Annotated in this window: 27 protein-coding genes; 9 read left to right on the top strand and 18 right to left on the bottom strand. The window is 68.1% G+C overall.

Annotation, left to right across the window (positions count from 1 at the left end; genetic code table 11):
* The first annotated feature begins 21 nt into the window (after nt 1-21).
* Nucleotides 22-858: an HAD family hydrolase gene (locus ACZ5IK_RS06315; RefSeq protein ID WP_465486836.1), complete on the top strand. Its 837-nt coding sequence runs from the start codon at nt 22-24 to the stop codon at nt 856-858.
* On the opposite strand, the gene ACZ5IK_RS06310 is transcribed toward ACZ5IK_RS06315, so the two are convergent.
* Entirely contained in the window at nt 855-1,589 is a 735-nt protein-coding gene (locus tag ACZ5IK_RS06310) for a lysophospholipid acyltransferase family protein (RefSeq protein WP_465486835.1), read from the bottom strand. The genes ACZ5IK_RS06315 and ACZ5IK_RS06310 overlap by 4 nt on opposite strands.
* Before the next feature lie 101 nt (nt 1,590-1,690).
* On the opposite strand from ACZ5IK_RS06310, the gene ACZ5IK_RS06305 reads away from it, so the two are divergent.
* Nucleotides 1,691-2,941, top strand: a complete 1,251-nt coding sequence (locus tag ACZ5IK_RS06305; protein ID WP_465486834.1) for a hypothetical protein — start codon at nt 1,691-1,693, stop codon at nt 2,939-2,941.
* On the opposite strand, the gene wsfD is transcribed toward ACZ5IK_RS06305, so the two are convergent.
* Nucleotides 2,902-4,368 (bottom strand): glycan biosynthesis hexose transferase WsfD, encoded by a 1,467-nt coding sequence (gene wsfD / locus ACZ5IK_RS06300; RefSeq protein ID WP_465486833.1) that lies wholly within the window; start codon nt 4,366-4,368, stop codon nt 2,902-2,904. The two genes, ACZ5IK_RS06305 and wsfD, sit on opposite strands and share 40 nt — an antisense overlap.
* A complete protein-coding gene (locus ACZ5IK_RS06295; RefSeq protein WP_465486832.1) occupies nt 4,365-5,975 on the bottom strand; it encodes a hypothetical protein in 1,611 nt (536 codons plus the stop codon). Before ACZ5IK_RS06295 ends, wsfD begins: the two co-directional genes overlap by 4 nt.
* A 262-nt stretch (nt 5,976-6,237) precedes the next feature.
* Here ACZ5IK_RS06295 and ACZ5IK_RS06290 point away from each other — a divergent pair, with 262 nt between their 5' ends.
* Complete coding sequence (locus ACZ5IK_RS06290; protein ID WP_465486831.1) at nt 6,238-8,175, top strand: DUF6541 family protein; 1,938 nt, start codon at nt 6,238-6,240, stop codon at nt 8,173-8,175.
* A gap of 39 nt (nt 8,176-8,214) precedes the next feature.
* Here ACZ5IK_RS06290 and ACZ5IK_RS06285 read toward each other — a convergent pair whose 3' ends face one another.
* Genes ACZ5IK_RS06285 through ACZ5IK_RS06255 form a run of 7 tightly spaced genes read right to left on the bottom strand, consistent with a single transcriptional unit; the run spans nt 8,215 to nt 14,608 of the window.
* Nucleotides 8,215-9,183 (bottom strand): lysylphosphatidylglycerol synthase transmembrane domain-containing protein, encoded by a 969-nt coding sequence (locus tag ACZ5IK_RS06285; protein WP_410601746.1) that lies wholly within the window; start codon nt 9,181-9,183, stop codon nt 8,215-8,217.
* A 33-nt stretch (nt 9,184-9,216) separates the two neighbouring features.
* Nucleotides 9,217-10,458: an acyl-CoA reductase gene (locus ACZ5IK_RS06280; protein WP_465486830.1), complete on the bottom strand. Its 1,242-nt coding sequence runs from the start codon at nt 10,456-10,458 to the stop codon at nt 9,217-9,219.
* Nucleotides 10,455-11,507, bottom strand: coding sequence for a LuxE/PaaK family acyltransferase (locus ACZ5IK_RS06275; protein ID WP_465486829.1), 1,053 nt, complete (start codon nt 11,505-11,507; stop codon nt 10,455-10,457). The genes ACZ5IK_RS06280 and ACZ5IK_RS06275 overlap by 4 nt, the downstream gene beginning before the upstream one ends.
* The gene (locus tag ACZ5IK_RS06270) at nt 11,504-12,901 is read right to left on the bottom strand and encodes an AMP-binding protein (protein WP_465486828.1); all 1,398 of its coding nucleotides are present in this window, start codon (nt 12,899-12,901) and stop codon (nt 11,504-11,506) included. Before ACZ5IK_RS06270 ends, ACZ5IK_RS06275 begins: the two co-directional genes overlap by 4 nt.
* Nucleotides 12,901-13,626, bottom strand: coding sequence for an SDR family NAD(P)-dependent oxidoreductase (locus ACZ5IK_RS06265; protein WP_465486827.1), 726 nt, complete (start codon nt 13,624-13,626; stop codon nt 12,901-12,903). Before ACZ5IK_RS06265 ends, ACZ5IK_RS06270 begins: the two co-directional genes overlap by 1 nt.
* On the bottom strand, nt 13,626-13,865 hold the full coding sequence (locus tag ACZ5IK_RS06260; protein ID WP_101611778.1) for an acyl carrier protein: 240 nt from the start codon (nt 13,863-13,865) through the stop codon (nt 13,626-13,628). Before ACZ5IK_RS06260 ends, ACZ5IK_RS06265 begins: the two co-directional genes overlap by 1 nt.
* A gap of 17 nt (nt 13,866-13,882) precedes the next feature.
* The gene (locus ACZ5IK_RS06255; RefSeq protein WP_465486826.1) at nt 13,883-14,608 is read right to left on the bottom strand and encodes a UDP-N-acetylglucosamine acyltransferase; all 726 of its coding nucleotides are present in this window, start codon (nt 14,606-14,608) and stop codon (nt 13,883-13,885) included.
* A gap of 158 nt (nt 14,609-14,766) precedes the next feature.
* Between ACZ5IK_RS06255 and ACZ5IK_RS06250 the strand changes: the two genes are divergently transcribed.
* The 3 genes from ACZ5IK_RS06250 to ACZ5IK_RS06240 are packed head-to-tail and all read left to right on the top strand — an operon-like array spanning nt 14,767 to nt 17,380.
* Nucleotides 14,767-15,873 carry a DegT/DnrJ/EryC1/StrS family aminotransferase gene (locus ACZ5IK_RS06250; protein ID WP_465486825.1) on the top strand — a complete coding sequence of 369 codons (1,107 nt, stop codon included), beginning with the start codon at nt 14,767-14,769 and terminating at the stop codon, nt 15,871-15,873.
* A complete protein-coding gene (locus ACZ5IK_RS06245) occupies nt 15,870-16,829 on the top strand; it encodes a Gfo/Idh/MocA family protein (RefSeq protein WP_465486824.1) in 960 nt (319 codons plus the stop codon). Before ACZ5IK_RS06250 ends, ACZ5IK_RS06245 begins: the two co-directional genes overlap by 4 nt.
* A gap of 44 nt (nt 16,830-16,873) precedes the next feature.
* Complete coding sequence (locus tag ACZ5IK_RS06240; protein WP_465486823.1) at nt 16,874-17,380, top strand: hypothetical protein; 507 nt, start codon at nt 16,874-16,876, stop codon at nt 17,378-17,380.
* Here ACZ5IK_RS06240 and ACZ5IK_RS06235 read toward each other — a convergent pair.
* From ACZ5IK_RS06235 to ACZ5IK_RS06225, 3 genes are all read right to left on the bottom strand, one after another.
* The gene (locus ACZ5IK_RS06235; protein ID WP_465486822.1) at nt 17,370-18,110 is read right to left on the bottom strand and encodes a hypothetical protein; all 741 of its coding nucleotides are present in this window, start codon (nt 18,108-18,110) and stop codon (nt 17,370-17,372) included. The genes ACZ5IK_RS06240 and ACZ5IK_RS06235 overlap by 11 nt on opposite strands.
* Nucleotides 18,107-18,616: a SigE family RNA polymerase sigma factor gene (locus ACZ5IK_RS06230; RefSeq protein ID WP_465486821.1), complete on the bottom strand. Its 510-nt coding sequence runs from the start codon at nt 18,614-18,616 to the stop codon at nt 18,107-18,109. The genes ACZ5IK_RS06235 and ACZ5IK_RS06230 overlap by 4 nt, the downstream gene beginning before the upstream one ends.
* Before the next feature lie 139 nt (nt 18,617-18,755).
* A complete protein-coding gene (locus tag ACZ5IK_RS06225) occupies nt 18,756-19,337 on the bottom strand; it encodes a copper resistance CopC family protein (RefSeq protein ID WP_465486820.1) in 582 nt (193 codons plus the stop codon).
* Nucleotides 19,338-19,535: 198 nt separating this feature from the next.
* On the opposite strand from ACZ5IK_RS06225, the gene ACZ5IK_RS06220 reads away from it, so the two are divergent.
* Nucleotides 19,536-20,108: a hypothetical protein gene (locus tag ACZ5IK_RS06220; protein ID WP_465486819.1), complete on the top strand. Its 573-nt coding sequence runs from the start codon at nt 19,536-19,538 to the stop codon at nt 20,106-20,108.
* Nucleotides 20,109-20,156: 48 nt separating this feature from the next.
* On the opposite strand, the gene ACZ5IK_RS06215 is transcribed toward ACZ5IK_RS06220, so the two are convergent.
* Nucleotides 20,157-20,357 (bottom strand): hypothetical protein, encoded by a 201-nt coding sequence (locus ACZ5IK_RS06215; protein WP_465486818.1) that lies wholly within the window; start codon nt 20,355-20,357, stop codon nt 20,157-20,159.
* Nucleotides 20,358-20,398: 41 nt separating this feature from the next.
* Here ACZ5IK_RS06215 and ACZ5IK_RS06210 point away from each other — a divergent pair, with 41 nt between their 5' ends.
* Nucleotides 20,399-20,788, top strand: coding sequence for a hypothetical protein (locus tag ACZ5IK_RS06210; RefSeq protein WP_465486817.1), 390 nt, complete (start codon nt 20,399-20,401; stop codon nt 20,786-20,788).
* Here ACZ5IK_RS06210 and ACZ5IK_RS06205 read toward each other — a convergent pair whose 3' ends face one another.
* Entirely contained in the window at nt 20,789-21,364 is a 576-nt protein-coding gene (locus ACZ5IK_RS06205; protein ID WP_465486816.1) for a Uma2 family endonuclease, read from the bottom strand. It lies immediately after the preceding gene.
* A gap of 374 nt (nt 21,365-21,738) precedes the next feature.
* Here ACZ5IK_RS06205 and ACZ5IK_RS06200 point away from each other — a divergent pair, with 374 nt between their 5' ends.
* Nucleotides 21,739-22,107: a hypothetical protein gene (locus ACZ5IK_RS06200; protein WP_465486815.1), complete on the top strand. Its 369-nt coding sequence runs from the start codon at nt 21,739-21,741 to the stop codon at nt 22,105-22,107.
* Here the strand turns inward: ACZ5IK_RS06200 and ACZ5IK_RS06195 are convergent, their stop codons facing one another.
* Genes ACZ5IK_RS06195 through ACZ5IK_RS06185 form a run of 3 tightly spaced genes read right to left on the bottom strand, consistent with a single transcriptional unit; the run spans nt 22,108 to nt 24,873 of the window.
* Nucleotides 22,108-22,734: an acyltransferase gene (locus ACZ5IK_RS06195; protein ID WP_101611763.1), complete on the bottom strand. Its 627-nt coding sequence runs from the start codon at nt 22,732-22,734 to the stop codon at nt 22,108-22,110.
* Nucleotides 22,721-23,917, bottom strand: a complete 1,197-nt coding sequence (locus tag ACZ5IK_RS06190) for a glycosyltransferase family 4 protein (protein WP_465486814.1) — start codon at nt 23,915-23,917, stop codon at nt 22,721-22,723. Before ACZ5IK_RS06190 ends, ACZ5IK_RS06195 begins: the two co-directional genes overlap by 14 nt.
* A gap of 26 nt (nt 23,918-23,943) precedes the next feature.
* Nucleotides 23,944-24,873: an NAD-dependent epimerase/dehydratase family protein gene (locus ACZ5IK_RS06185; protein ID WP_465486813.1), complete on the bottom strand. Its 930-nt coding sequence runs from the start codon at nt 24,871-24,873 to the stop codon at nt 23,944-23,946.
* Between the last annotated feature and the right edge of the window lies 1 nt (nt 24,874).

The raw sequence follows: 24,874 nt of genomic DNA, 5'->3' as shown, positions 1-24,874 counted from the left end.
GGCCCTTCGCCCGATGGGCGGATGTTCGGGGACAATGTGACGGTGGAGAAACCCCTTCTGATCGCGTCCGATGTCGACGGCACCCTGCTCGGCCCGATGGAGGCCCTGACCGAACGCACCATCGGCACCGTCCGGCGCGTCACCGAGGCCGGAGTCCCCTTCGTGCTGGTCAGCGGGCGGCCGCCGCGCTGGATCGCCCCGATCGCGAACCCGCTGAACCTGACCGGCTACGCGGTCTGCGCGAACGGCGCGGTGCTGTACGAGGTCGGGACGGACCGGATCGTGGCCGTCCACGGCATGCTCGAACCCACGCTGCTGCACGACGCGGTGAGTGCTCTTGATCACGCTCTTCCCGGCTGCCGGTACGCCGCGGAGCGGATCGGCGAGTCCGCGCTCGACCCGGAAATGCGCAATTTCGTGATCGAACCGGACTACCACAACCCGTGGGGTGACAACGAGGGCACGCAGGCGCCGAGGGCCGAGGTGCTCGGGCATCCGGCGATCAAGCTGATGATCAGCAAACGCGGGATGACCTCCGAGGAGATGGCGCTGGCGGCCCACGAAGTGCTCGGCGGCGCCGTCGACATCACCTACTCGACGAACTCCGGCCTGATCGAGGTCTCCGCGCACGGCATCACGAAGGCGACCGGGCTGGCCGAGGTCGCCGAGCGGCTGGGCGTCCCGGCCGAGCGGGTGATCGCGTTCGGGGACATGCCCAACGACGTCGAGATGCTCGGCTGGGCCGGGCACGGGGTGGCGATGGCCAACGGACACCGCCACGTCCTGGACGTCGCCGACGAGGTGACCGCCCCGAACTCCGAAGACGGTGTCGCACAGGTGCTCGAGCGCTGGTTTTAGCGGCCTTCGCGGTCGAGCTTGGTGGCCTCTTCCGGGGTCGGCGCGGTGCCGCCGAGGTGCGCGGGCAGCCACCAGCGCTCGTCGTCGGCACCCGGCTTCTCCGGGTAGTTCGCCTGGACGCGGTCCACGAGCGCCGACATCCGCACGCGAAGGTCCTTCGAGAGGACTTCGGCGTCTTCTTCGGCCTTCGGGTGCATCGGTTCGCCGACGAGGATCGAGATCGGGACGTGGCGTTTGGTGAGGTCCTTCGGGTGACCCTTGGTCCACAACCGCTGCGTTCCCCACAGCGCCATCGGCACCACCGGGACACCGGCTTCGGCGGCCATCCGGACGGCGCCGGACTTGATGTCCTTCACGGTGAACGAGCGGCTGATCGTGGCTTCGGGGAACACCCCGACGACCTCTCCGGCCTTCAGGCGCTCGACGGCTTCGCGGTACGACGCGAGACCCGCGCCGCGGTCGACGGAGATGTGGTGCATGCCGCGCATCAGCGGTCCGGCGATCCGGTTGCTGAAGATCTCCTTCTTCGCCATGAACCTGACCAGGCGTTTCGCCGGCTGCGCGCCGAGCCCGCAGAAGATGAAGTCGAGGTAGCTCACGTGGTTGCAGGCGATGACTGCGCCGCCGGTGGCCGGGATGTGCTCGGTCCCCTCCACCCGGATGCGGTTGTCCAGCACCCGGAACATCAGCTTCGCCGCCATGATGACGGGCGGGTAAACGAGATCGGCCATTCGCCCAGGTTACGCTACCGTAGGGTAACCAACCTACGGTCGCGTAGGTCACAGGCGGGCTTCCACGCCATCACCCCAGGTCACTGCCCTAAAATGCGATCGTGACGCACGAAACCACCGAAATCTCGCTCATGCCGAGAGGCAGACCCGGCGCTCAGCGCCTCTGGGCCTATCTCGCGCTGAGCACGGTTTCCCTGATCAATCTGATCTCGTTCATGCCGAAGTTCCCCAAGCCGCACGAGCTGGCCTGGGGCGACGCGGTGAACTACTACCGGATGTCAGAGCAGACCGGCGCGGCCGTCGAAAACCCGTTCGCGCTGCGTATGTTGAGCCCCTGGATCGTCCACCGCGGCAATCTGCTGACCGGGCTCTCCCTCGACGTCCTCTGGGTCGCCTTCACCTTCGTGGTCACGCTGGCCACGATCCTCGTCTTCTTCGAATTCCTGCGCTCGTACCTGAAGCTCCAGCTGTTCACCTCGGTACTCGCCGCCGTCGCGCTGGCCTGCACGTTCTGGTACGCGCCGTACGCCTTCAGCAACCCGTGGCTGGTCGACCCGCTCAACAACCTCCTCTATCTGCTCGCGATCTGGTTCATCCTCAAGCGCAAGCTGATCCCGTTCGCGATCGTCATCGTGCTGGGCGCGATCAACAAGGAAACGACTCTCCTCCTGGCCCCGCTGTACCCGCTGATCGCGTGGACGCGAGGCCGTTCCTTCCGCGACCGCGATGTCCTGGGGGGCATCGGCGTGTTCGTGGTCGCCGTCGGCATCTACATCGGCTACCGGCTCTGGGCGCAGAACCTCATCGGCGGCGACTACGGTTTCGGCGCGGGACAGTCCAACAGTGGCCTGCTCGACAACATCCGCTTCGCGCTCAACGCGAGCAAGGGCACCGGCCAGGTCGAGTTGTTCAGCACGTTCCACTTCTTCTGGCTGATCTTCGGCTACGGCCTCTACCAGCAGTACCGCCGCCACGGGCTGCGCGCGGAACTGCTGATCGCCAGCATCTGGCTGTTCGCCTGCTGCCTGGCCGGACGGCTGGTCGCGACGGACACCGCGCGGGTGTTCGTGATGATGGCGCCGCTGATCCTCGCGCTCGCCGCGGTCGTGCTCGACCAGCAACGCGGTGAAGGACGGCGGCTCTGGGTCGGCGCGCTGTTCTTCCTCTATGTCGCGGTGAACCTGCGGTTCGTCGGCGGCGCGGCGGTGTTCTGGGTCGACGCCGTCGCCCTACTGATCTTCGCCGCCTTGGTGTCGTTCCCGACGACGTCGCGCTGGGCACGGAACAAGGGCTTCAACGGCTTCCGGCCGCATCAAGGGACTTTGGACGTCGAAGACGTCAAGGCCTCCTGACGCGCGAAGGTCACCGAGGCCAGGACGACGCCGAGCAGTGTGCAGTACAACGCGATCACCTGGTGCTTGACGTTCTCCAGGCCGTCGCCGAGCGCGGCCAGCGCGAACTGCCCGGCGGCGACGGCGAGCAGGAAGCCCAGCGCGACGCCCACCGCGTCACGCCGGGTCTTCCAGCCACGCCACGCGAGCAGGGACCAGATCGGCAGTAACGCGAAGAAACCCAGTGGCGCCAAGAGTTCCGTGATGGCCGACGCCACCGGGACGCGGTATTCCTGCGCCTCCGGCGCGAAACCGGCCGACTGGTCGAAGCTGCCGAGGTAGGGCGGCCGCGCGGTGAGCAGATCGCCCGCCGCGCGGTCCAGGATTCCGATGGTGCGCCAGGGATGCGTCGCGAAGTACTCGACGACGTTGCGCCTGCTGATCTGTTCGCGGTACTTCGGGTACTCGGGATCCATCGTGGCGGGCCGGGCATGCCACCAGCCGTTGCCCGCGTACTGGCCGAACGAGGCGGGCAGGCCGAGTGCGGCGAGATCGGCCCCGGTGTCGTGCCGACCGTCCACAATGGTCAAGAAGATCGTGTTGAACATGTTGATCTCGCGCGAATCGTCGCCAGGACGCGCGGCGAGAGAGCCATCGGGCAGCTTCGCGGGCTCGACGGTCTGCTGCGCGTAGGCCGTGCCTCCGGCGAGCGCGCCGATGACGAACACCACGGGGAGCCAGCGCTTGAGGCCGCGGACGCCCTCCGGGCGGACGAGCAGCGCGGCGAGCGCGAGCAACGGCAGGATCATCAACGTCTGGACCTTGGCGTTGACCGCGATGACGCCGCCGAAGAGCAGCACCGCCAGGCCCGCGTAGCGCCACCAACCAGGCCTCGCGGCCACCAGCAAGCCGCCGACGGCGAGCAGAAGACCGAGGAACGCGGCACCTTCACCGAGCACGGAAGCGAAGTAGCCGAAGAACGCGGAATCCGCGACGACCAGCAACAGCCCCACGGTCGCGAAGCCGCGGACACGGCGTGAGTACGGCAGTCCGACGACGATCAGCGCGACCGCCGCGGCGGCGAGGACGCTGGTCAGCACGCCGAGCACGACCAGGCTGAGCGTCGATTCGAGGCCGAGCAGGCCGCCGATCGACCGCGCGATCCGCGCGAACCAGCTCTGGGTCAGGAGATACGTGGCGTCGCATTCGCCCGCCGGAACGGTGTAGGCGAGATGCACGAACTGCTCGGGCTTGCCCTTCCACGGGATGCCCGCGCCGCACAGCACACGGAAACCGTCACCGTTGTCGGACATCGCGACCGGCCGCGGCACGAGGAAGCGGACGAGCAGCACGGTGAGCGCGACGGCGAACACGCCGAAGCCGAACAGGCGCGAAGGTGCTTCAAGCGCTGCTGGTCGGCTCGGAAGGACGCGTTCGTCGACACTCACGAAGGGCACGGTACGTGGCGGAAATCGCGTGAGAAGTCGAGGGCCGTCGTGACCGACCGCTCGACGTCGGCCCGGAGGAACACGGTGAGCCAGGACGACGTTCCTTCACGCGCGAAGGTCGCGACGCGGTACCTCTCCGAGTACGCCGGGTCGATCACGCAGGACTGCTTCGCCGAGTAGCCGTTGTCGGTGATGACGGCGATCGTCGGGCGCCGCCGGGAGACGACGGCCTCGCCCGCTTCTTCGGTCTGACCGCGGACGCCGACGATCTGCAACTGCGTCCCGGCGTGGTACGACAGCACTCCGGGCGCGGACGTGCTCACGACCGAACCGGGTGGCAGGTAGGCGTCGAGCCAGCGGCCGATCTCCTCCATCTGGGCGCCGTGGTCGTGCCAGGCGCGCACGCGAGCCAGCATGTCCGGGCTGAACACCGACACCAGCACGGCGAGCCCGGACAGCGCCACCGCGGCGGCGGGCATCAGCCGTTGGACCGGTGGACGCGGCCGGGGGCTCGGTTTCGTGACCGCGGTGAGCACGCCGTAGACCGACACCGCCGCCACCGACAGCAGTGGCGGGATCGGCGCCAGCAGACGCCAGGCGGGCCCGGCGTCGCCGCCGAAGAAGACCACGAACCCGGCGGTGGCGACGGCGGTGACGAGCATCAGCCAGGTCAGCGATCTGGCCTCGGCCTCATGCGGCGCCCGGCCGGTGCGGCGCAGGAGCAACGCCCCCGCCGCGACCAGGCCGAGCAGCAGGAAGCCCTGGTGGACCACCGAAAATCCGGAGAGATACTGCCAACCGCGGTCGACGCGCGCCGAGACATCGATGTCGAAGGGGATGACTACCGACGAAGGCAGGACATGGTCGTAGTAGGTCACCCGCCACGCCGTCCACGGCGCGGCGAAAACGAGCCCGCCGAGCAGCCAGCCCGCCGGCGACCACCAGGTGTAGCGGCCGCGCAGCGCGGCGATGACCAGCCAGCAGCCGACCAGTACCGCGAGCAACATCCCCGACGGTCGCGTCATCATCGCGAACGCGACGAGTACGCCCGCGACGACCGGGCGCCGGGCCGCGAGCGAGGCGAAGACGCCGAACAAGAGCAGCACGAACAACGGCGTCTCGGTGCCGGATCCGCCATACGCGGCGAGCCCTCCGGCGCCCGCGACGAGTACCGCGGCGGCCACCCCGTAGGCCGGGCGAGGCTCACCGGCGGCCCGCGCGACCACCCGGTTCACCGTCACGTGCGCGAGCAGCACGGCGCCGAGGGTGGCGAGGATCCCGAGGACGATCGCGGAGGTCTCGATGTCGGCCCCGAAAGCGGCCTTCGGCAACGCGATCACGATCATCCAGAGGAAATTCGCGTACCCCTCGATCCGCTCGCCGGTGTTGAACACCGGACCATTGCCGTCGGCGATGTTCTGGGCGTAGCGGAAAGTGATGTACGCGTCTTCCGCGATGGTCGAAAACACCAGCTGGTGCACCAGTGAGAAACCGAGAGTCAGCGTGAGCGCGGCGGCACGCCAGTTCTTGTCGGCACTGATCTTGGGCCAGGCCACGAGAACGAAGGCGGCGACCACGAACCAGGCGCCGACGAGCGCGAACACCACCTGATCCCCACCCTTCCGGGCCGAGCCACTCCCCTGACGAAAGACTACGGTCAAGTATCGATCACCGCGCCAAGGTGTTTCTTTCGGCGCAGTTAGTTGACACGAATGGGTGAGTTTAGTGTGCGCGGAGTAGGCGTCGTTCCGCCGTTTTCCCCGACGGGATGTGACTCCTTCGGGTAACGGCCCTCGGCGGTTAATCTGGCTTCCCATTCCGTTCCGCACCTCGGGGGTTTCGTGCGGATTCCCCACCCCGAGGAAGCCTGTGCCCACCCAGACCTCCCTGTCGGCCGACGTCGTCACGGTGTGCGTCGCACTGCTCGTCATCGCCCTTCCCGGCCTGCTCACGGGTCTCGCCGTCGGTCTGCGCGGCTGGGTGCTCGCGGGCATGACGCCGTTGCTGAGTTACGCCATCGGCGGACTCGCCGGGCCGTGGACGGCCGCCCTCGGGCTCCCGTTCGGCCCGGTGACGTACGCGGTGGCGACGGCCTTGTTCGCCGGAGTCGCCTACGGCCTGCGACGGCTCACCCTGCGCCGATGGCCACCTGAGCCGGAGGAACCGCTGTGGGGCCGGGCCGGGCACCTCGCCGTCGGGGCCTGTCTGCTGCTCGCGGCCGCCGTCGGGATGTACGCCGTGGTGCGCGGGATGGGCAGGCTGGACGCCATCCCGCAGGGTTTCGACGCCGTCTATCACGCGAACGGCGTGCGGCAGATCGCCGAAACCGGGGACGGCAGCCTGTTCGGCACCGGCGAGGTCAACTGGTACGGCGACGCGGCGCCGGTGTTCTACCCCAACGCGTATCACCTGCTCGCGTCCGTGGTGTACCTGCTCAGCCCGGCGACCATCCCGCTGACCCTGGACGTGAACACCGCACTGCTGCCCGCGCTGCTCGCGTTGTCGCTGATCACGATGGTGCGCGTGTTCCGGGGCCGGGCGGTGCTCGCGGGCGCGGTCGCGCTCGTCTCGATCGCGCCGGTGATGGGCCTGTACGAATCGATGAGCAGGGGACCTTTGCTGCCGTTCCTGCTCGGCCTGGCGCTGACCCCGCTGGCCGCCGTCGCGGTGAAGCGGTACCTCGACCGTCCGGCGCCCGACACCGGCTTCGTCCTGGTGATCAGCGCCGTCGGCCTGCTGTGCGTGCACTCGTCGGCGTTGTTCGGCGCGATGCTGTTCGCCGGTCCGCTGCTGCTGCAGCGCTGGGTCGCGCCCGGTGAACGGTGGCCGCGGATCGTGCGGGACCTGCGCGCGCTGGCGATCGTCGGCGCGATCGCGGTCGTCGTGGCGGGGCTGCAGCTGTTCGGCGCGATCGGCCTCGCGAACGGCGAGGTGCCCTACCGCAGCTGGCCGGTGGAATGGCGGGCGACGACGGCGCTCGGCGCCCTGCTGGGCTTCCAGCACCACGAGCCCTATCCGCAGGTGTGGCTTTCGGCCGCGTTGCTGGCGGGGTTCATTTTCTTCGCGCGGGCGGGCGCGTTGCGCTGGATCGGCGTGACGGCGCTGATCACCGGGCTCGCCTACATCGCGGTGACGTCGTCGGAGCAGCCGATCGTGCTGACACTGTCCCGGCCGTGGTGGAACGATCCGTACCGGTTCATGTCGATGGCCGCGATCCCCCTGTCGATCATCGCGGCGCACGGGCTCGCCGAGACGCAGGCGTGGCTGCGGGACACCGTGGTGCACCGCAAGGTGCCCGCGCTCGTCGTCGCGGTGGCGGTGTTCGGCGGGTTCGCTTTCTTGAGCAATGGTTTCTACGCGCGGTCCAACGCGGAGAAGATCGCGTCCGGCTACGCGAACACGCCCGGCATCAACACGCACAAACTGCCGGTGAGCCCGGACGAAGCCGCCGCAATGGAGAAGCTCGCCGAGTTCGCGAAGCCCGGTGAGCGCGCGGTGAACGACCGTCTGGACGGGACGGTGTGGACCTACGCGCTTTCCGGCGTCCGGACGACTTCGGGGCATTTCGACGAGACGCTGTCGCCGTCGGACGCGCGGCTGCTGGAGTGGCACTTCCGCGAGTACCCGTCGAACGCCGAGGTGCGGGCGGCGGTGCGGCGGCTGAACGTGCGCTGGGTGATCCTCGGGCAGTACGGCTACCCGCCCGGCGCCCAGCGTCAGGCAGGGCTGCGCGATCTGGACGGCTTGAGCTTCGTGACCGAGGTCTACCGGAACCCGGACGCGGTGATCTACCGGCTGAACCCCTGACCGCGTTTCGTCCTCTAGTTGCGGGACACGCCCCGGGGGTCAGCGTGGGGTGGCGAGGCGCGCGGAGAGAGCGGCGGCGCCGGCGGTGATCAGGTCCGCGACCGTGAACATGACCCGCGAAGCGATGGCGAAGGCGGTCGCCTGGCCGACGGTGAGGCCCGAAGCGGTCAGCACGGCGACCTGCGCGACCTCACGGACACCGACCCCGCTGGGCAGGATGAACGCGAACGTCCCGACGGTCATCGCGACGGCCATCGCGCCGACGCACAGCACGAATCCGCTGAAGCCCGGCGTGCCGACGGAGTTCGCCAGCAGCCACAGGTGCACGCCCTGCAGCGCCCACGCCGCCGTCGACGAGCCGAAGACCTTCCCGACGACCGACCAGCTCAGCCGGTGGTCGAGCGGCGGGCGGCGCAGGATGCGCAGCACGAGCGACGTGCCCCAGGTGAGCACCTTCGGGTGCAGCATCGCGAGGCCGACCGGGATGAGCACGAACAACCACATCGCGCGCGGGCTATTGCTGAACACCGCGGGGGCCGCGAGCAGCGAGACGACCAGCGCGGACACCACGCCGACGCCGAGCTGGATCAGCGAACCGGTGAAGATCCGGGCCCTGGCGAGCCCGGCCTTGCGCCCCAGTTCCATCTGCAGCAGGTACGCCCACACCGAACCCGGCACGTACTTGCCGAGCGAGCCGACGAGGCAGATCTGCGCGCCGCGGGCGTAGCCGATCGGCTTGCCGAGGTCGTCGACCATGACCTGCCAGCCGTAGGTCGACACCATGATGGCGGCGATCAGCGCGAGCAGGCTCAGCGTGGAGGATTCCCAGGCGACGTCGGACAACGTCCGCCAGAATTCACCCCAATTGGCGACAAGTGTCTTCGCCGCGAAAGCGACGACCAGCAGGATGGCAACCCAGCGGACGACGTCGAGGATCTTCGCCTTGGTGGATTTCGGTTGCTTTACCGCAACCGGGGATTCCCCCTCCGGCGTTTCGACTGTCGTCACTGAACCTCCTCGCTTGGCCTCTTTCGCCGCTGGTCAGGCCTGTACGGTCACCAAGCGGCTGAACTCGGTCAGCAGATCGTAGCCGTCCCAAATCGCGGAGAACGTCAGGGCCGATCCGAAGGGAACGACACGGTCGACGCCGCGCCCCGCCAATTCCGTCACGAATTGCGTCAATTCTTCTTTGCTGAAGCCGAATTGACCGACGGTTTGATCTTTGCGGAGCACGATCGGGACGAGGTCGGAAAGCGTGTCGACCCGCGCGTTGGCGAAAGTGCCCGCGCCGAGCCATTCGCGCGGGAGGATCGCGGGGTCGGCCAGTTCGAGCGTCGCGATGCCGTTGCCCTGGAACTCGATGCCGTTGACGAGCCCGTCGACGGCCGCGCCGTACGCCGAAACCCGCTTCTGGACGGCCATCGCGGGCTCGGTGACGTGCTGTTTCTTCGCCAGGACCTCGGCGAGCAGCTTCCGGAACTCCTGCCCGGCGGCCTTCGCGCCCGCTTCGTCACCGACCCAGAACACCGCGCGCGGCGACGAGCAGGCGGCCTGGTCGAACCAGTACGAGTCGTTGTAGAACCCTTCGGCGGCACCGCGGCGCTCGGTCTCGGAGGCCTCGTGCCAGCCACGCACCGAAGCGACCGCGAACGAAGACCGGTCCGGGAAGGTCAGGTCGCGCGCGTGCGGCGCCAGCGGGTACTTGCGCAGCGCCGCGACCGAGGCGTCGCCGCCCCAGATGACCCGCAGGTCCGCGGCGACCGACAACGCACCGCTGATCGCGTCACTGCGGTCGTAGGTGACCATCCGCTGCGTCGCGGTGATCGCGGCGGCGGTGTCGGAGTCCACTTCGGACAGTGCGGCGTTCAGTGCCTCCAGCACCGTTTCGGCGGCACCGGCCGAACGCGAGGACACGCGGACGACGTTGTGGTTGCCCGCCAGCGCGGAAAGCGCCCACGAGTACACGAAGATCGTGTCGACGTTGGCGGGCGGCACGTGGAAGACCAGTCCGCGAGGGAATCGCAGCGCGTCGCCGGAAGTTTCCAAAGTGGACAGAGCCTTGGCGATCTCTCCCTTGCGCAGGAAGAAACCGAGCGAGGCCAGCTCGGGGAAGCGGCGGGCCGTCGCGGGCGCGAGCAGCTTGCGCGCGAACTTCGTCAGGAACTCGACGACGCGCGGGTCTCCGACGCGAAGCCGTCCACCGACGGGCTCGGCACGCAGCTCTTCGACGAGCTTGTCGACCTCGATGCCGTCCGAAAGCGGGAAACGCTGGTTGAGGGTCATGCCGCCGCTCCCTGGAAGGTGTCCGAGCAACCGCGGGCTTCGGCCTTGGGCAGCCTGCCCATGACCGAGAAGTGCTTGCCCGGCCAGTCGCCGTCGTCGATTCCGTTGTAGACACCGAGGTCCTCGGTGAGCAGGACGTGTCCCGGATACGAGTGCGGCAGCGTGCTGACGACCTCGATCACGCCGGGCGCTCCGACCGGCTGTTCTTCCCAGGTTTCCGGGTTCCGGATCACGACATCGGCGAAATCGGGGCAGTACAACGAGTTCCCGGACGGTCCTTCGAGGAACACGGTGCCGATCTGCTCGATCATCCCGTAGTAGTTGTGGATCCGGGTGAGCCCGGTGTCCTCTTTGAAGCGGCGGCGGAACTCGGTGTTGTCGACCGCGCGGTCGATCAGCTTCTTCCAGCCGCCCGAGTGGATCAGGATCCCGTTCGACAGGTCGAGCTCGTGCTCACGCGCGACCTCGTACAGGTACTGCCACACCATGAAGGTGAACCCGAAGATCAGGAACGGCTTGTCGCCGTAGGTCGCGAGGAAGGTCTTGACCGCCTCGACGTCCGGCTCATCGTTCTCGTCGAGCACGTAGGTGTGCTTGCGGCCGAAGTTGGCCATGCCCAGCACTCCGGCGCCGCGCGCGGAGAACGAGCGGCGGTTCTTGATGATGCCGATGGTGTCGACCATCAGCATCGGCAGCCGCTCACCGCCGAGGACCTCCTGCAGCGTCGCGCCGAGCTGTTTGGTCTGCGCGCCGGCGGCGGCCTTGTCCAGGTAGATCCGCGACGCGCCCGCGCCGGTGGTGCCCGACGACGTCAGCGTCTTGAAGATCTCGGACTCCGGAATGGACCGGAGGTCGTGCGTCTTGAACATCCGCACCGGCAGCCACGGCAGGTCCGCGATCGAAGAGAACGAAGCGTCCCGCGCGATGCCCAGCGACGAGAGGATCCGGTCGTAACCTTCGGAGTTCTCGCGGTGGTGCGCGGTGAGCTCGGCCAGCTGCGGAAGCAGTGACTTCTCGCGCTCAGCCTGCGAAAGCGTGAACACACTCATACCTGGGCCTCCAGCGACCGGTAGTCGATCTTGCCGCTGGCCAGCAGCGGCACGGTGTCGCATGCGCGGACGTCGAACCCGCTGGTGTGCAGGTGGAGCCGCTCGGACAGCGCCTTCGCGGCGTCCTTGCACATATCTTTGTCCGCCCCTTCGGCGAACAGGACGACCTTGTCCCCGGCCGGGACGGCGGCCACGACGTCGATCCCCACCGAAGCAGAACGCACGGCGTGCTCGAGATCATCCAGGCTGACCCGGTTGCCGAAGACCTTGCCGATCCGCTTGAGCCGTCCGGTGATGTAGAGGAACCCGTCCTCGTCGAGGTAGCCGAGGTCGCCGGTGGGCAGCACGCCGCCCCATTCGTCGCCCGCGGCCAGCCCGGCCTCGTCGTCGGCGTAGCCCATCATCACGTTGGGCCCGCGGTACACGACCTCGCCGACGATCTTCGGGTGCTTGGTCTCGGAGCCGTCCTCGCGCCGGACGGCGAACGAGCCGCCGGGCAGCGCGGGCCCGGCGGAACCGAGCTTTTCCGCGAGCCGTTCCGCCGGGACGGTGGTCATCCGCGGCGCGGCCTCGGTCTGCCCGTACATGACGAACATCCGCCCGCCGACCGCGCGGATCTTGTCGTTGAACTGGGCGACGAGGTCGTCGCGGAGCTTGCCGCCCGCCTGGGTCAGCGTGCGCAGCGTCGGGTACTTCGCCGGGTCGAACTTGAGGCGCCGCAGCATCTCGTAGTGATACGGGACCCCGGCGAGCGACGTCACCTCGTACTCGTTGACCGCGTCCCAGAAGCCGCGCCCGAGCACCCCGGAGGGCTCGATGACCACGGTCGCGCCGCGGACGAGGTGGGAGTTCAGCACGGACAGGCCGTAGCTGTAGTGCAGCGGGAGGCTGGTCGGCGCGACCTCGTCACGGTCGATGCCGAGCACCTGCGCGATCGCGTCGGCGTTGGCGAACACCGCGCCACGAGAGAGCCGGACCAGCTTCGGGTTTCCGGTGGAACCGCTGGTCGGCAGGAGGACGGCCAGGTGGGGATGCGGCTCGACCCCTTCGGCGGACTCCCGGACCCAGTGCCCGTCGGAGACGCCGTAGCCCTCGGGTGCGGGCGCGTCCGGCGCGGACAGCACGGCGGCCGGGCGGAAGCGCTCGATGAGCCCCGCCAGGACGTCGGCGTCGAGCGCCGGGTCGATCAGCGCGATCGCGCGGCCCGCCTCGAACGCGCCGAGGTAGTTCAGCACGCTGGGCAGGTCCACCGCCATCCGCGCGAACAGCGCACCGGGCGGCAGCAGCGACAACGCGGTCCCCACGCGGGCGACCTCGGTGTCGAGTTCCTCGCCCGCGAGCGTCTTGCCGCTCGTGACGTCTATCAGTCGTGCGCCCACACCCAAAAGGGTCATTAGAGAACAAGTCCTCCGTCGATGCCCAGCACCTGCCCCGTGATGAACGCGGCGTCATCACTGACCAGGAACCGGATCGCGTTCGCCACGTCCTCGGGCGTCCCGAGCCGTCCGAGGGGCGTCTTGCCGATGTTCTCGGCCTTGGCATCCTCGGTCAGCCCCGAGGTCAGGTCGGTGTCGATGACGCCGGGCGCCACCGCGTTGACCCGGATCCCGGACCGGCCGAGTTCCTTCGCGGCCGAACGCGCGATGTTCGCCACCGCCGCCTTCGAGGCCGCGTACACGGTCTGACCAGCACTTCCGTGCTCGCCGACGATCGAGGCCAGCACCACGATCGCGCCGGTCTTCTTGCGCATCATCGCCCTGGCCGCGGCCTGGACGGTGTGCAGCGTGCCCGCGACGTTCGTGCTCAGCGTGGTGTCGATCAGTTCGTCGCGGATCATGCCGAGGAGCGCGTCCTCCATGATCCCGGCGTTGGCGACCACGATGTCGAGCTTGCCGTGCTCCTTGGCCACGCCGCGGACCACCGTCGACACGGCCTTGGCGTCGGTGACGTCCAGGGCGAGCCCGCTCGCGGCACCCGCCGCCGCGGCCGCTTCCTTGGCCTTCGCCTCGTCACGACCGGTCAGCACGACGGTGGCGCCCGCCTCGGCGAGCGCCCGCGCGGTGGCCAGCCCGATCCCCCGGGTACCGCCGGTGACCAGGGCGACCTTGCCGTCCAGCATCACTTGGACTGGAGGTCGGTGACCATGTCGACGGCGACCTTGAAGCTCGACATGTCGATCACCTGGTCGGTGTCGAATTCCACCTCGAACTCGTCCTCGATGGCCGCGACCAGCGCCATGTGCCCCACCGAGTCCCAGGCCTCGATGTCGCGGTACTTCAAGTTTTCGACGTCGACCTCGCCATCGAGGTCAAGCGCCTCGACGAAGACCTCACGCAGCTTGCCGGCGACTTCCGCCATCGTTGAACTCCTAGCACTCACTCGCGCGGACGGGCGTCCCACGCCTTCACCAAGGTAGAGAGGTCGCCGGGCAGCCGGTCGGCCAGCCCGTCCTCAGGGAGACCGCCCTTACCCTTCAGCCACGGTCCCAGTGCCTCGATGGTGGCCTCGTCCAGCCCGCGGCGGGACAGCCCGACGGTATTGACGCCGGTCACCCGCGCGGGGTTGCCGACGGCGATGGTGAACGCGCCCACCTCCTTGCGGACCGCGGAGCTCATCCCGACCATCGCACCGGGGCCGATCACGACCCGCTGGTGCAGGATCGCGCCCATGCCGAGGTTCGCCCCGGCCCAGATGTGGCAGTGGCCACCGGTGATCACGTTCGACGCGACCGTGACGGCGTCCTCGACCAGGCAATCGTGGGCGATGTGGGAGCCGCGGAGGAAGTAGCCGCCGTCGCCGATGGTGGTCGTGCGCCAGGTGCCCTGGTGGACGCTGACGTACTCGCGGATCCGGTTGCGGCTGCCGATGACGACGCCGTGCCCGTCGTGATCGGGATCACCGTTCGGCGCGGAGTCCCAGGCGGCGGGGTGCTCACGGCCGCGGTCCTCGCCGGGGGTCCCGATGGTCACGTGCGGGCCGATCCAGTTGCCGTCACCGATCCGTGCCGGGCCCACGATGACCGTGAACGGTCCGATGACGTTGTCGTCACCGAGCTCGACACCCTCGCCGATGACTGCTGTCGGGTGGATGCGGTTCACCACGTGAGATCCGTTCGTTGTGGCTGGGAGGCAGCCTGGGGTAATGGGCGCTTCGGCGGTCCCGGTAACGTGTGGCCCGCGCCAGAGAGGGCGGCCGGGCGCAGAACCGGCGGCTCACTGTACCGGACGCACCAGAACGCCCAGTCGAGAGAGACTTGCAGATGATCCCCATTACCGTGGTCGACGTCCGTGACGCGGAGGACCTCGTCGTCGAGGTGCTGCGATCCGGCGCCATCGCACAGGGACCGATGGTCAAGCGCTTCGAGGATGCGTTCGCGAGCGTTTCCGGCACGAAGCACGCGATCGCCGTCAACAACGGCACCACCGCGCTGGTCGCCGCCATCCAGGCGCTCGACCTCAAGCCGGGCGACGAGGTCGTCACCTCGCCGTTCACCTTCGTGGCGACGCTGAACGCGATCCTGGAGGCGGGCGCGACCGTCCGCTTCGCCGACATCCGCCGCGACGACTTCGCGATCGACCCGGACGCCGTCGCCGCCGTGATCACCGACCGCACCAAGGTCCTGATGCCCGTGCACCTCTACGGGCAGACCGCGGACATGGGCAAGCTCGCGCCGCTGGCCGCCGAGCACGGCCTCAAGGTGATCGAGGACTCCGCGCAGGCCGTCGGGGCCTCCTTCGAGGGCAAGCAGGCCGGATCCTTCGGGATCGGCTGTTTCTCCTTGTACGCCACCAAGAACATCACCACCGCCGAGGGCGGCGTCATCACCACGGATGACGACAAGCTGGCCGACGCGCTGCGCGTGCTGCGCAACCAGGGCATGCGCGCCCGCTACCAGTACGAGGTCGCCGGGCACAACTACCGGATGACCGACCTGCACGCCGCCGTCGGCATCCCGCAGCTGGAGAAGCTGGACCAGCTCACCGCCTCCCGCCAGGCCAACGCGAAGCGCCTCTCCGAAGGCCTCGCCGGCACGCCGGGTCTGGACCTCCCGCAGGTCCTTCCGGGCCGCGAACACGTGTGGCACCAGTACACCGTGCTGGTCGGCCCGCACGCGTTCCTCTCGCGCGACGAACTCGCCGCCGCCCTCACCGAACGCGGCATCGGCAACGGGATCTATTACCCGAAGATCGTCTTCGACTACGACTGCTACCGGAACAACCCGCTGATCCCCGACGCGAAGGTCGAGGACTTCCCGGTGGCCGCTTCCGTCGCCGCGCAGGCGCTTTCGCTGCCCGTGCACCCGCACCTCTCCGAGTCCGACCTGGACACCATCATCGAAACGGTTCGCGAGGTTCTCGGCGCATGACGACGCACAAGATCGCCCTCATCGGCACCGGCAACATGGGTTCGCTGCACGCCCGTGTCCTCGCCGCGAACGAGCGCGTGGACCTCGTCCGCGTGATCGACCCGCGCGAAGAGGCGGGCCGCAAGGTCGCCGAGCGCTACGAAACCCAGTGGACGCCCGAAATCGGCTCGCTGTCCGATGTGGACGCCGTCGTGCTCGCCTCGGCCACCGAGGCGCATTACGAGCTGGCGCAGGAGATCCTGGGCCAGGGCAAGCCGTTGCTCGTCGAGAAGCCGGTCTGCAACAGCCTCGAGTTCTCCAAGGAGATCGTCGGACTCTCGGCGAAGAAGGACGTTCCGCTGATGTGCGGGCTCCTGGAGCGCTACAACCCGGCCGTGATGACCGCGCGGGCGCTGGTCAACGAGCCGATCCACCTGATGGCCCGCCGCCACGGCCCGTACGCGCCGCGCATCAAGACCGGTGTCGCGTGGGACCTGCTGGTGCACGACGTCGACCTGGCGATCCAGTTCTTCGGCGGCGCGACCCCGCAGCGGGTCGCCTCCGGAGCGGGCTACTTCCACCCGAACTCGGTCGAGGGCGCCGAAGACACCATCGAGACGGTGCTGTCGTTCGAGTCCGGCCTCGCCACGGTTTCCGCGTCCCGCCTCGGGCAGCGCAAGGTCCGCTCGCTGTGGGTGTCCGAACTGGACCGCATGATCGAGATCGACCTGCTCCGCCGCGACGTCACCATCTACCGGCACGTCTCGCACGACTCGGTCACCGAGGACGGCCTCGGCTACCGGCAGCAGACCGTCATCGAGATCCCGGAACTGGTCACCGCGCGCGAACCGCTCGCGACCCAGCTGGACCGGTTCCTCGAACTGCTCGAAGGCAAGATCGACGCCGACGTCGAGCGGGATCTGATCCTGCCGTCGCACGCCGTCGTCGACCAGGTGCTGACCCAGGCCGCCGCCTGACCTTCCCGGGACCCGTCCCGGCTGGGCACGGCTACCATCCGCGAGTGCCCAAGACCCTGAAGCGTGCGACGACCGTTCTGGCCCTGGCGGCCTTGACGTGGATGATCACCTCGGGGCTGTTCTCGATCCTCGCCTTCATGCAAGCCGCGGACGGGTCCCGCTTCCGTCCGGAGGATTCGGATCCGCCGGTCGTCGTCTGGTTCCTCGTGCTCGGCGTCGTCCAGATGGCACTGTGCGTGGTGACCCGGGCGGGCCGGAACTGGGCACGGGTGGCCGTCACCGTTTCGGCGAGCCTCATGAGCCTCATCTTGCTGATCACCGTGATCGCCGCGGTGGTCGACTATCTGTACGCGACAGGGCGCGCCACCACGGTGGGCGGCGAAGTACAGGTGTCAGGCCTGGGGATCGTCCTCGTCGTGATCGACGCGGTAACCCTCGTGGGGACGGTGCTCGGCATCGTCGGGTTGTACCGGTCCTCGGTCAAGGCCTATTTCGCCGAAATCCGGCGACCACACCTCGGCTCGGGTGAAGATCGGTCGCTCACTTCGTGAGGCGCTGGCCCCTCGCGTCGTAGGCGACGAGTGGGGTCAGCACGCCCGTCGACTCCACGTCCGACGGGGAGAACCAGAAGATCATGACCGACGGGTCCCCGCTCCAGGGCACCACGTTCGCCTCGACCGGCTTTCCCCGGACCGTGCTGGTGATCCGCGTCGCCGGACCGGCGAAGTAACCGAACACGGGCACGAAGGTGTCCTGGACGATGTCGCCGCCGTCCACCGCGTGGAAGCCGAACGACCGGTCGGACCCCTTGAACTCGTTGCTGCCCAAGAGCGCTTCGTAGCTGCCGTCGACGTTCCGGTAGGCGACCTGCAATCCGAACTCGACGCCCGGCAGCGCGGGCTCGTCGATCGGGAAGGCGTAGATCACCAGCTCCCGGCCATCCTCGCCCTTCGTCCCGAGCGAGGTGGTCTCGCCCAGCGGTACCGGGCTCGTCTTCGACGGGGCTTCGGTGACCATCGGCTCCGACGCCACCGGCGGCTGTGCGGACGGGGTGCTCGCGGCGGGCGGCAGCGGGCGCTGCGAGGGTTCCTTCAACGCGACGGCGCCGACGATGACCAGCACCGTCACCACCGCGGCGGCCACGCCACCCGCGCCGGTCGCGAGACGGCGACGGCGGCGGATGCGCCTGCCCTTGGTCATGATCGCGCCGAGGTCGGGCTCGGCGAACTCCTCGGCAGGCGGTTCCCGCAGTGCCGAGCGCAGCGACTCGAGGTCGGTCATCGTCCCAGCCCGCCGATCAGTTCTGTTCCGTCCTCCGCGGTGATCCGCAGCTTGGTGAGGGCGCGGGAGTTCGTGCTCTTCACGGTGCCCACCGAGACACCCAGCTCGCCGGCCACATCGGACTCCTTCAGATCGAAGAAGTGCCGGAGCACTACGACGGCTCTCTCCCGGTCTGTGAGCGTACGCAACGCGTCAAGCAGCCATTTCCGCTGGACAACGGCCCCGGCGACGTCCGCGCCGCTCGGCCGCTCGGGGATCTGCTCGGTCGCGTTCTCGCGAATGGGGCGCCGCCAGCCGTCGATGATGTGGTTGACGAGGACCTGCCGCGCGTAGGCGTAGGCGTCCTTGCGGCGCACCCGCGACCAGGCCGCGTACGTCTTGGCGAGCGCCGTCTGGGCGGCGTCCTCGGCCTGATGGCGGTCGCTGGTCAGCAGGTAGGCCGCGTGCTGCAGACGGTTCGACGAGTTCCGCACGAACTCGACGAACTCGTCATCGCCGCGAGCCACCCTGGTCCTCATCTCAGTTCGACGGTTGACCACCTGAAAGGTTGCCTCAACCTTTTCGGGCGCTCTCCCGTAGAGGTCTTTGAATGATCTTCGACCACGGGGAGGTAGGGCAAAGAAGATCACCCGGGAAGTGGATGCCTCAGTCGTTCTTGCGCCGGACGAAGCGGAGCGCGACGACCAGCCCGGCGACGACCACTGCGACCGCGAGGACGATCCACACCCAGGTCGGCACTAGGTTGTCGGGGGTGGTTTCCTCCGCCGCCGGAGCGGGCGTGGCACTGGCCGCGGGTGCCGCGCTGCTGGCCTGCGCCTGGCTGCTCGCCGTCGCACTACTGGACGACGGCGGCGCGACCGGGGCGCTGAGGTTGAACTTCACCGAGCCGCTCGCGGCGTGCGTGTCCTCGAAGGTCACCTTGTAGCGGAGGGTGTACTCACCGGCGGGTCCGACCGCCTGCACCGGCGCCGTGACGACCATCCCGGCGACCTCCGCCCGGCCGACCGTCCACGACGCGTTCTCGGGTCCGGTGATCTGGATCGGGTCGTCGGCGAGGGTGACCGGGCCGGAGAAGGTCAGCTTGATCTGCGTCGGCGGCGTCGCCAGCGAAGCACCCCTTGCGGGGTCGCTGCTCTTCAGCTCCGAGTGGGCCAGCGCCGGGGTCGCGGCGCTCAGCAGGGCGATGCCCGCGACCAGTAGCGACGCGCCGAACCGGTTGAACCTCATCTGACACCCTCCTCGCCGGGAACTCCCCGTCGAGCCTAGTAGTCGGGCTCGGGAGGGCAATGGTTCCCGGTGGGGTCGTGGGTGGGACGTCGAGTGTCTCCATTCGACCAGTACGCACGAGCACTCTTCGAAGTTGCCCCCACGCAAGAACCATCACGGAAATCCCCGATGTTTCCGCAGGTCAGCTACATTTCGAGGATGAAAAGAACCTGGGGGCTCTTGTTCGTCGGCATGCTCTTTTTCGTCACCTCCTGTAGCGGCGAGCCAGCGCCGCCGCCGTCCCCGTCGGCCCCGTGGCCCACCTCGGTGAGCAAACCCGCGAGCACCACTCCCACGACACCGCCACCACCCGCCTCGCCCGCCATGATCAGGGAGGCCTGTCCGTTCCTCCCGCTCACCGAGGTCCACCAGATCATGGGCACCGCGGAGTTGGGCCAGGGCAAGAGCCAGCAGGAGGCGGAGGTACAGGAAGAGGACGGCATCACCAAGTACGCGTGCCAGTACAACGGCGTGAACGGCCTGTACCTACACGTCGTTCCGGAGAAGGAACAGTCAGTGCCGTCGATGGTGACGCAGACCAAGAAGCTGTGCGTGCAGTCGCCGACGATGTTGCCGGGCATCGGCGATGCGGCCTGGTACTGCGAAGTAGAGGGCGACTTCATGTCGACGGTGGTCTACAAACGCGGACACGGCCAGATCAGGTTCGCACTGGTCTACCTCATCGGCACGACCCGGTCCGACGTCTACGAGAGGCTGGCAGAACGCCCCTGATCGCTCAGGAAGAATTGGCTGATCGCCCAGCATCCTGAACAGCTAAGTTCACGCCGTGCACAGATCGAGGGGGACCCTCACCACCGCATTCCTGCTGTTCGCCGTCACGGCCTGCTCGAGCGGCGCCGCGACCGAGCCCGCGCCGGCAGCGCCCGCATCGTCGGCACCGCCGACGTCCTCGGCGCGGCCTGCCAGCAGCACGCCACCCAGCCCCACCACGGCGCCACCGGCGCCGCTCGCCAAGATCACCGCGGGCCTGCCCTGTCCTGAGCCCGACTGAGTTCCTTCAAGTGATCGGGAGATCAGACGATCTGGTCGCCAACGAAGGCGAAGCCGAACGGGTCGGCACCGGCAAGGCCTACCGGTGCGCTTTCGAGGACCCCAAAGGGAAATACGGGAAATCGGCGGAGCTCTTCGTCGCGGCCATCCCCGGGAACCAGCCGCCTCACACGACGATCGACAAGCTCGCGAAGGAATGCAAGCAGCCGATCACGCAGCTTCCGGGTATCGGTGAGCAGGCCTTGTGGTGTTCGATCCCCACCGACGGGCCGGATCTCGACATCCTGGTGACCGCGGGGAAACGCAGCCATGGTGAAACGCGGGTCGCGACGCTGTACATGTACAGCACCAGGAGCGACGTCTACGCGACGCTGGCGAAAATGCTGGCCGACAGGCTGTGATCAGGGGCGCTGCGCGTGGCGGGTGGTCAGCGCGTCGAGGTCGAGGGTGAGCGGGGTGCCGTCGAAGTCGAGACCGACCTTGCCGGTGTGCTCACCGAAGTTCTCGTACTCGCCGTCGACCAGGCGGTAGGTGACCATGCTCGCCGGGTCGTCGAGGTCGACGATCCAGTAGTGCTCGATGCCGACCTCGGCGTACTCGGAGAACTTGGTGACCCGGTCGGTGCGGACGGTGCCCTCGGACAGGACCTCGATCACCAACCGCGCCGCGTCGGCCGGAACACGAGCGGGACTGCTTTCCATGATCTCTGTTCTGGCCACCACCACATCGGGTACCCGGACGGTGAGCGGAGCGACGCCGACGATCATCTCGGCCTCGCTCCAGGCGCTGAATCCGACGGGCAACTGGTCATGGAGCAGAAAGCCCAGACGCGTGACGGCCCACTGATGGACCAGCAACGGACGCGGCGACACGACGACGACCCCTTCGACGACTTCAGCGCGGTTCTCCGGGTCTTCCGGTAGCGCGGCCCAGTCGTCGAGGGTCACGAGGCGGTGATGCCAGTGCACGACACTCATCGAACTCCTCCTTCGCCCGTGATCGCCAGACCATCTTCCCACGGTTTCGCCAGAACCGTACCATCACACAAGGTAGCGAAAGAACACTCTGCGAAGTTGCCCGCATGCAAGAACCACCGCGGAAATCCCCCATGTTTCCGCAGGTCCGCTACATTTCACCGATGAAAAGAACCCGGGGGCTCTTGTCCGTCGGCACACTTCTTTTCCTCACCGCCTGTAGCGGCGAGCCGGCGCCGACGCCATCATCGGCCCCTCCATCGACGTCAGCGAACAAAGCCACGAGCACCACGCCAACGACGCCTCCACCGCCCGCGTCACCCGCCAAGATCACGGCGGCCTGCCCGTTCCTCCCGCTCACCGAGGTGCAGCAGATCATGGGTGACGCGATCTACGGCTGGAAAGAGGGACAGCAGGAAGCCGCGGTGAAGGAAAAGGACGGCATCACCGATTACGCGTGCCACTACAACCGCTCGGACGGCTTCCACCTGAGCGTCGTCGCGGAGCAGGGCTGGTCGGTGCCGTCGATGGCGGCGGAGACCAAGAAGGAGTGCACGAAACCGCCGACGCCGTTGCCGGGAATCGGCGAAACGGCGTGGTACTGCGACGGCAAGGACCAGCGGGTGACGACCGTGGTCTACAAACGCGCCCACGGCCAGATCCGGGTCGCGCTGGTCGACCTTTCCGGCACGATCCGGTCCGACGTCCACGAGACGATCGCCAAGAGGCTGGCGGAACGCCTCTGACTACTCCGTGAAGTCGCCCGCCGGAGCGCCCCAGGACGACGACGTGTCCCCGCGCTCCTCCGCCAGCGCGCGCCGCCGCGCGTTCTCGCCGCGCACACGCTCCACTTCGGACTGGATGTACTCGTCGTCGTAGCGCTGGAACACGCGCGCCGGGTTTCCGGCGACCAGGGTGCGCGGCGGGACGTCCTTGGCGACCACGGAATTCGGCTGCACGGTGGCGAAATCGCCGATCGTCACGCCCGCCATGATCACCACGAGGCCGCCGATGAAGCAGCCCTTGCCGATTTTCACCGGTTTGCGTTCGATGAGATCGCTGCCGGAGTGGTTCTGCAGCGTCATGTTCGCGAGCCAGCTGGAATGCGTGAAGATCAGCGTGTTCAGGCCGATGCTGGTGTGCTCGCCGATCTCCAGCCCGCCGCTCGCGTCGAGCGCGGCGCCCTCACCGATCCAGCAGTGTTCGCCGATCTTCAGGTTCTCGGGGCTGATGATCTTGACGCGCTCACGCACCCGCGTCGACTCGGGCAGTCCGTAGAAACGAGCGCGCTCGGCGTCGTTCATGTACTGCGAAACGAGTTCGGTCAGGATCTGCGGGCGCAGCCGGTTGCTGCGCTCGTCATCGAAGAACATCGGCCTCGGTCACCAGTTTCTCGAAGGTGCGCAGGTGTTCCTCGGCGACGACGTCGAGGCCGAAGTTGGCCCGCACCATCGAGCTTTCCCGCTGCGCTACCGAAGCCCGCTTCTCCGGGTCGTCGAGCAGTTCGATGACGGTGTTCGCCACCGCCTCGCTGTCGTCCGGCCGCACCAGCAGGATGTTCTCGCCGTTGCGCAGTTCGATGCCGGGGTAGTTGTCCTCGGTGACCGACGCGATGGTCGCGGTGCCCGAGAGCATCGCCTCCAGCGACGCGGTGCCGCAGCCGCCGTTGAGGTCGTGCGTGACGATGTCGGCCGCCGCGAAGTACGAAGGCACATCGGCCTTCGGCACGGCGCCGGTGACGATGATGGCGTCCACGACGCCGAGTTCTTCCGCCCGCTTCAAGAAGACGTCGTGGTACACGCGGCCGACGACGACCACCTTCACCTCGGGGTGCTTGTCCAAAATGGACGGAAGCGCTTCGACGAGCGGAAGCCGGTTGCGCAGCGGGATCACGTGCCCGAGCGAGACGATCACCGGACCGTCGCCCAGCTTGTGTTCGGCACGCACATCGAGAGTGAGCGGCTTCTCGAAGTTCCCGGTGTCGACGGCGATCGGGAAGTAGTCCGAGTTCGCGTCGCTCGTGCCGTAGCGCTCGACGCAGTAGTCCACGCCGAGTTTGTCGAGGATGACGTACCGCGGCTTGAGGTAGCGCAGGATCGGGTTCACCAGCACGGTGTCCAGGAACCGGAAAACGCCGCCGTACAGCTTGTTGTCGCTGATCAGCAGGGTGTGGATGGTCAGCAGCATCGGCAGCTTGTGCCGCCGCGCGTACCGCCCGGCCAGCCACGACAGGTCGAAGAACTGCCCGTGCAGGTGGATCGCGTCCGGTTTGAACTCGTCCAGCAGCTTCCGCAGCCGCCGCCAGTTCCCCGGCCGCAGCGAGGCGAAGCTCATGTCGAAGTCGATCGACAGGCCCAGCTGCGGCATCTTCACCGCGGGCAGGCGGACGACGCGATAGCCGTCCTTCGTCTCGTCGGCCGGGGCGTCGGCGTAGGCCGCGGTGATCGCGAGCACCTCGTGCCCGCGCGCCGCGTACTGCTCGGCCAGGGACGCCGCCATGTGCGCGCTTCCGCCCACCCTCGGCGGGAAGAAGTTGTTCACGACCGCGATGCGCATTGCGCGGCTCTCCCCCGGCCCGGCAGTCACTCCGAGGCCTTGACCAGCTCGTACATGCCCTCTTCCACGGAGATCTTCGGCTCCCAGCCGAGGACCTCGCGGGCACGGGCGATGTCCGCGGCACGCCGCGAAACGAGCACGTCGCGCTCGTTGAACAGCGGCTCGACGTTCACGCCGACGGCGTCGATGAGGATCTTCGCCAGCGTCGCGATCGAGGTGTCGATCCCGGTGCCGATGTTGATCGGCACGTTCGCCTGGTCCGATTCCAGCGCAGCGACGACGGCGCGGGCCAGGTCCGTGACGTGCACGAAGTCCATCGACTGGTCGCCGCGGCCGTCGATGATCGGCGGCTGGCCGGCGCGCAGGCGCTGGATGAAGTGGTTGATCACCGACGTGTAGTAGGCCTCGATCTTCTGGCCGGGGCCGTACACGTTGAAGAACCGCAGCGCGTTCCAGGACAGGCCCTTGGTGCGCTCGTAGAAGCCGAGCATGTCCTCGCCCGCACGCTTCGAGATGCAGTACGGCGTGAGCGGCTTGAGCTCGTCGTCCTCGTGCATCGGCAGCCGCTTCGGGTCGCCGTAGACGGACGCGGTCGACGCGAACACGACCCGCTCGACACCTTCGTCCGCCGCGGCGGCGAAGACGTTGTGGTTGCCGACCATGTTGATGTCGATGGACTCGTGCGGGTCGGCGACCGACTTGTTGATCGACACGGTGGCGAAGTGGATCACGTGCGTGCAGCCGCGCATGGCCTCACGCACGGCGCCGCCGTAGCGCACGTCCTTCTCGACCAGTTCGACCTTGCCGGTGGCGACGAACTCGTTGATCCTGGCGCGGTCGCCACGCGTCATGTTGTCGAAGACGCGGACGGTGTAGCCGCCGTCGATCAGCATCGGGATGACGTGCGCGGCGATGAAACCGCCGCCCCCGGTGAAGAGGACCTTCTTGTCGGGCATT

The organism is Amycolatopsis sp. NPDC031561, assembly GCF_055580625.1.
This window is presented reverse-complemented; position numbering and strand designations above follow the sequence as displayed.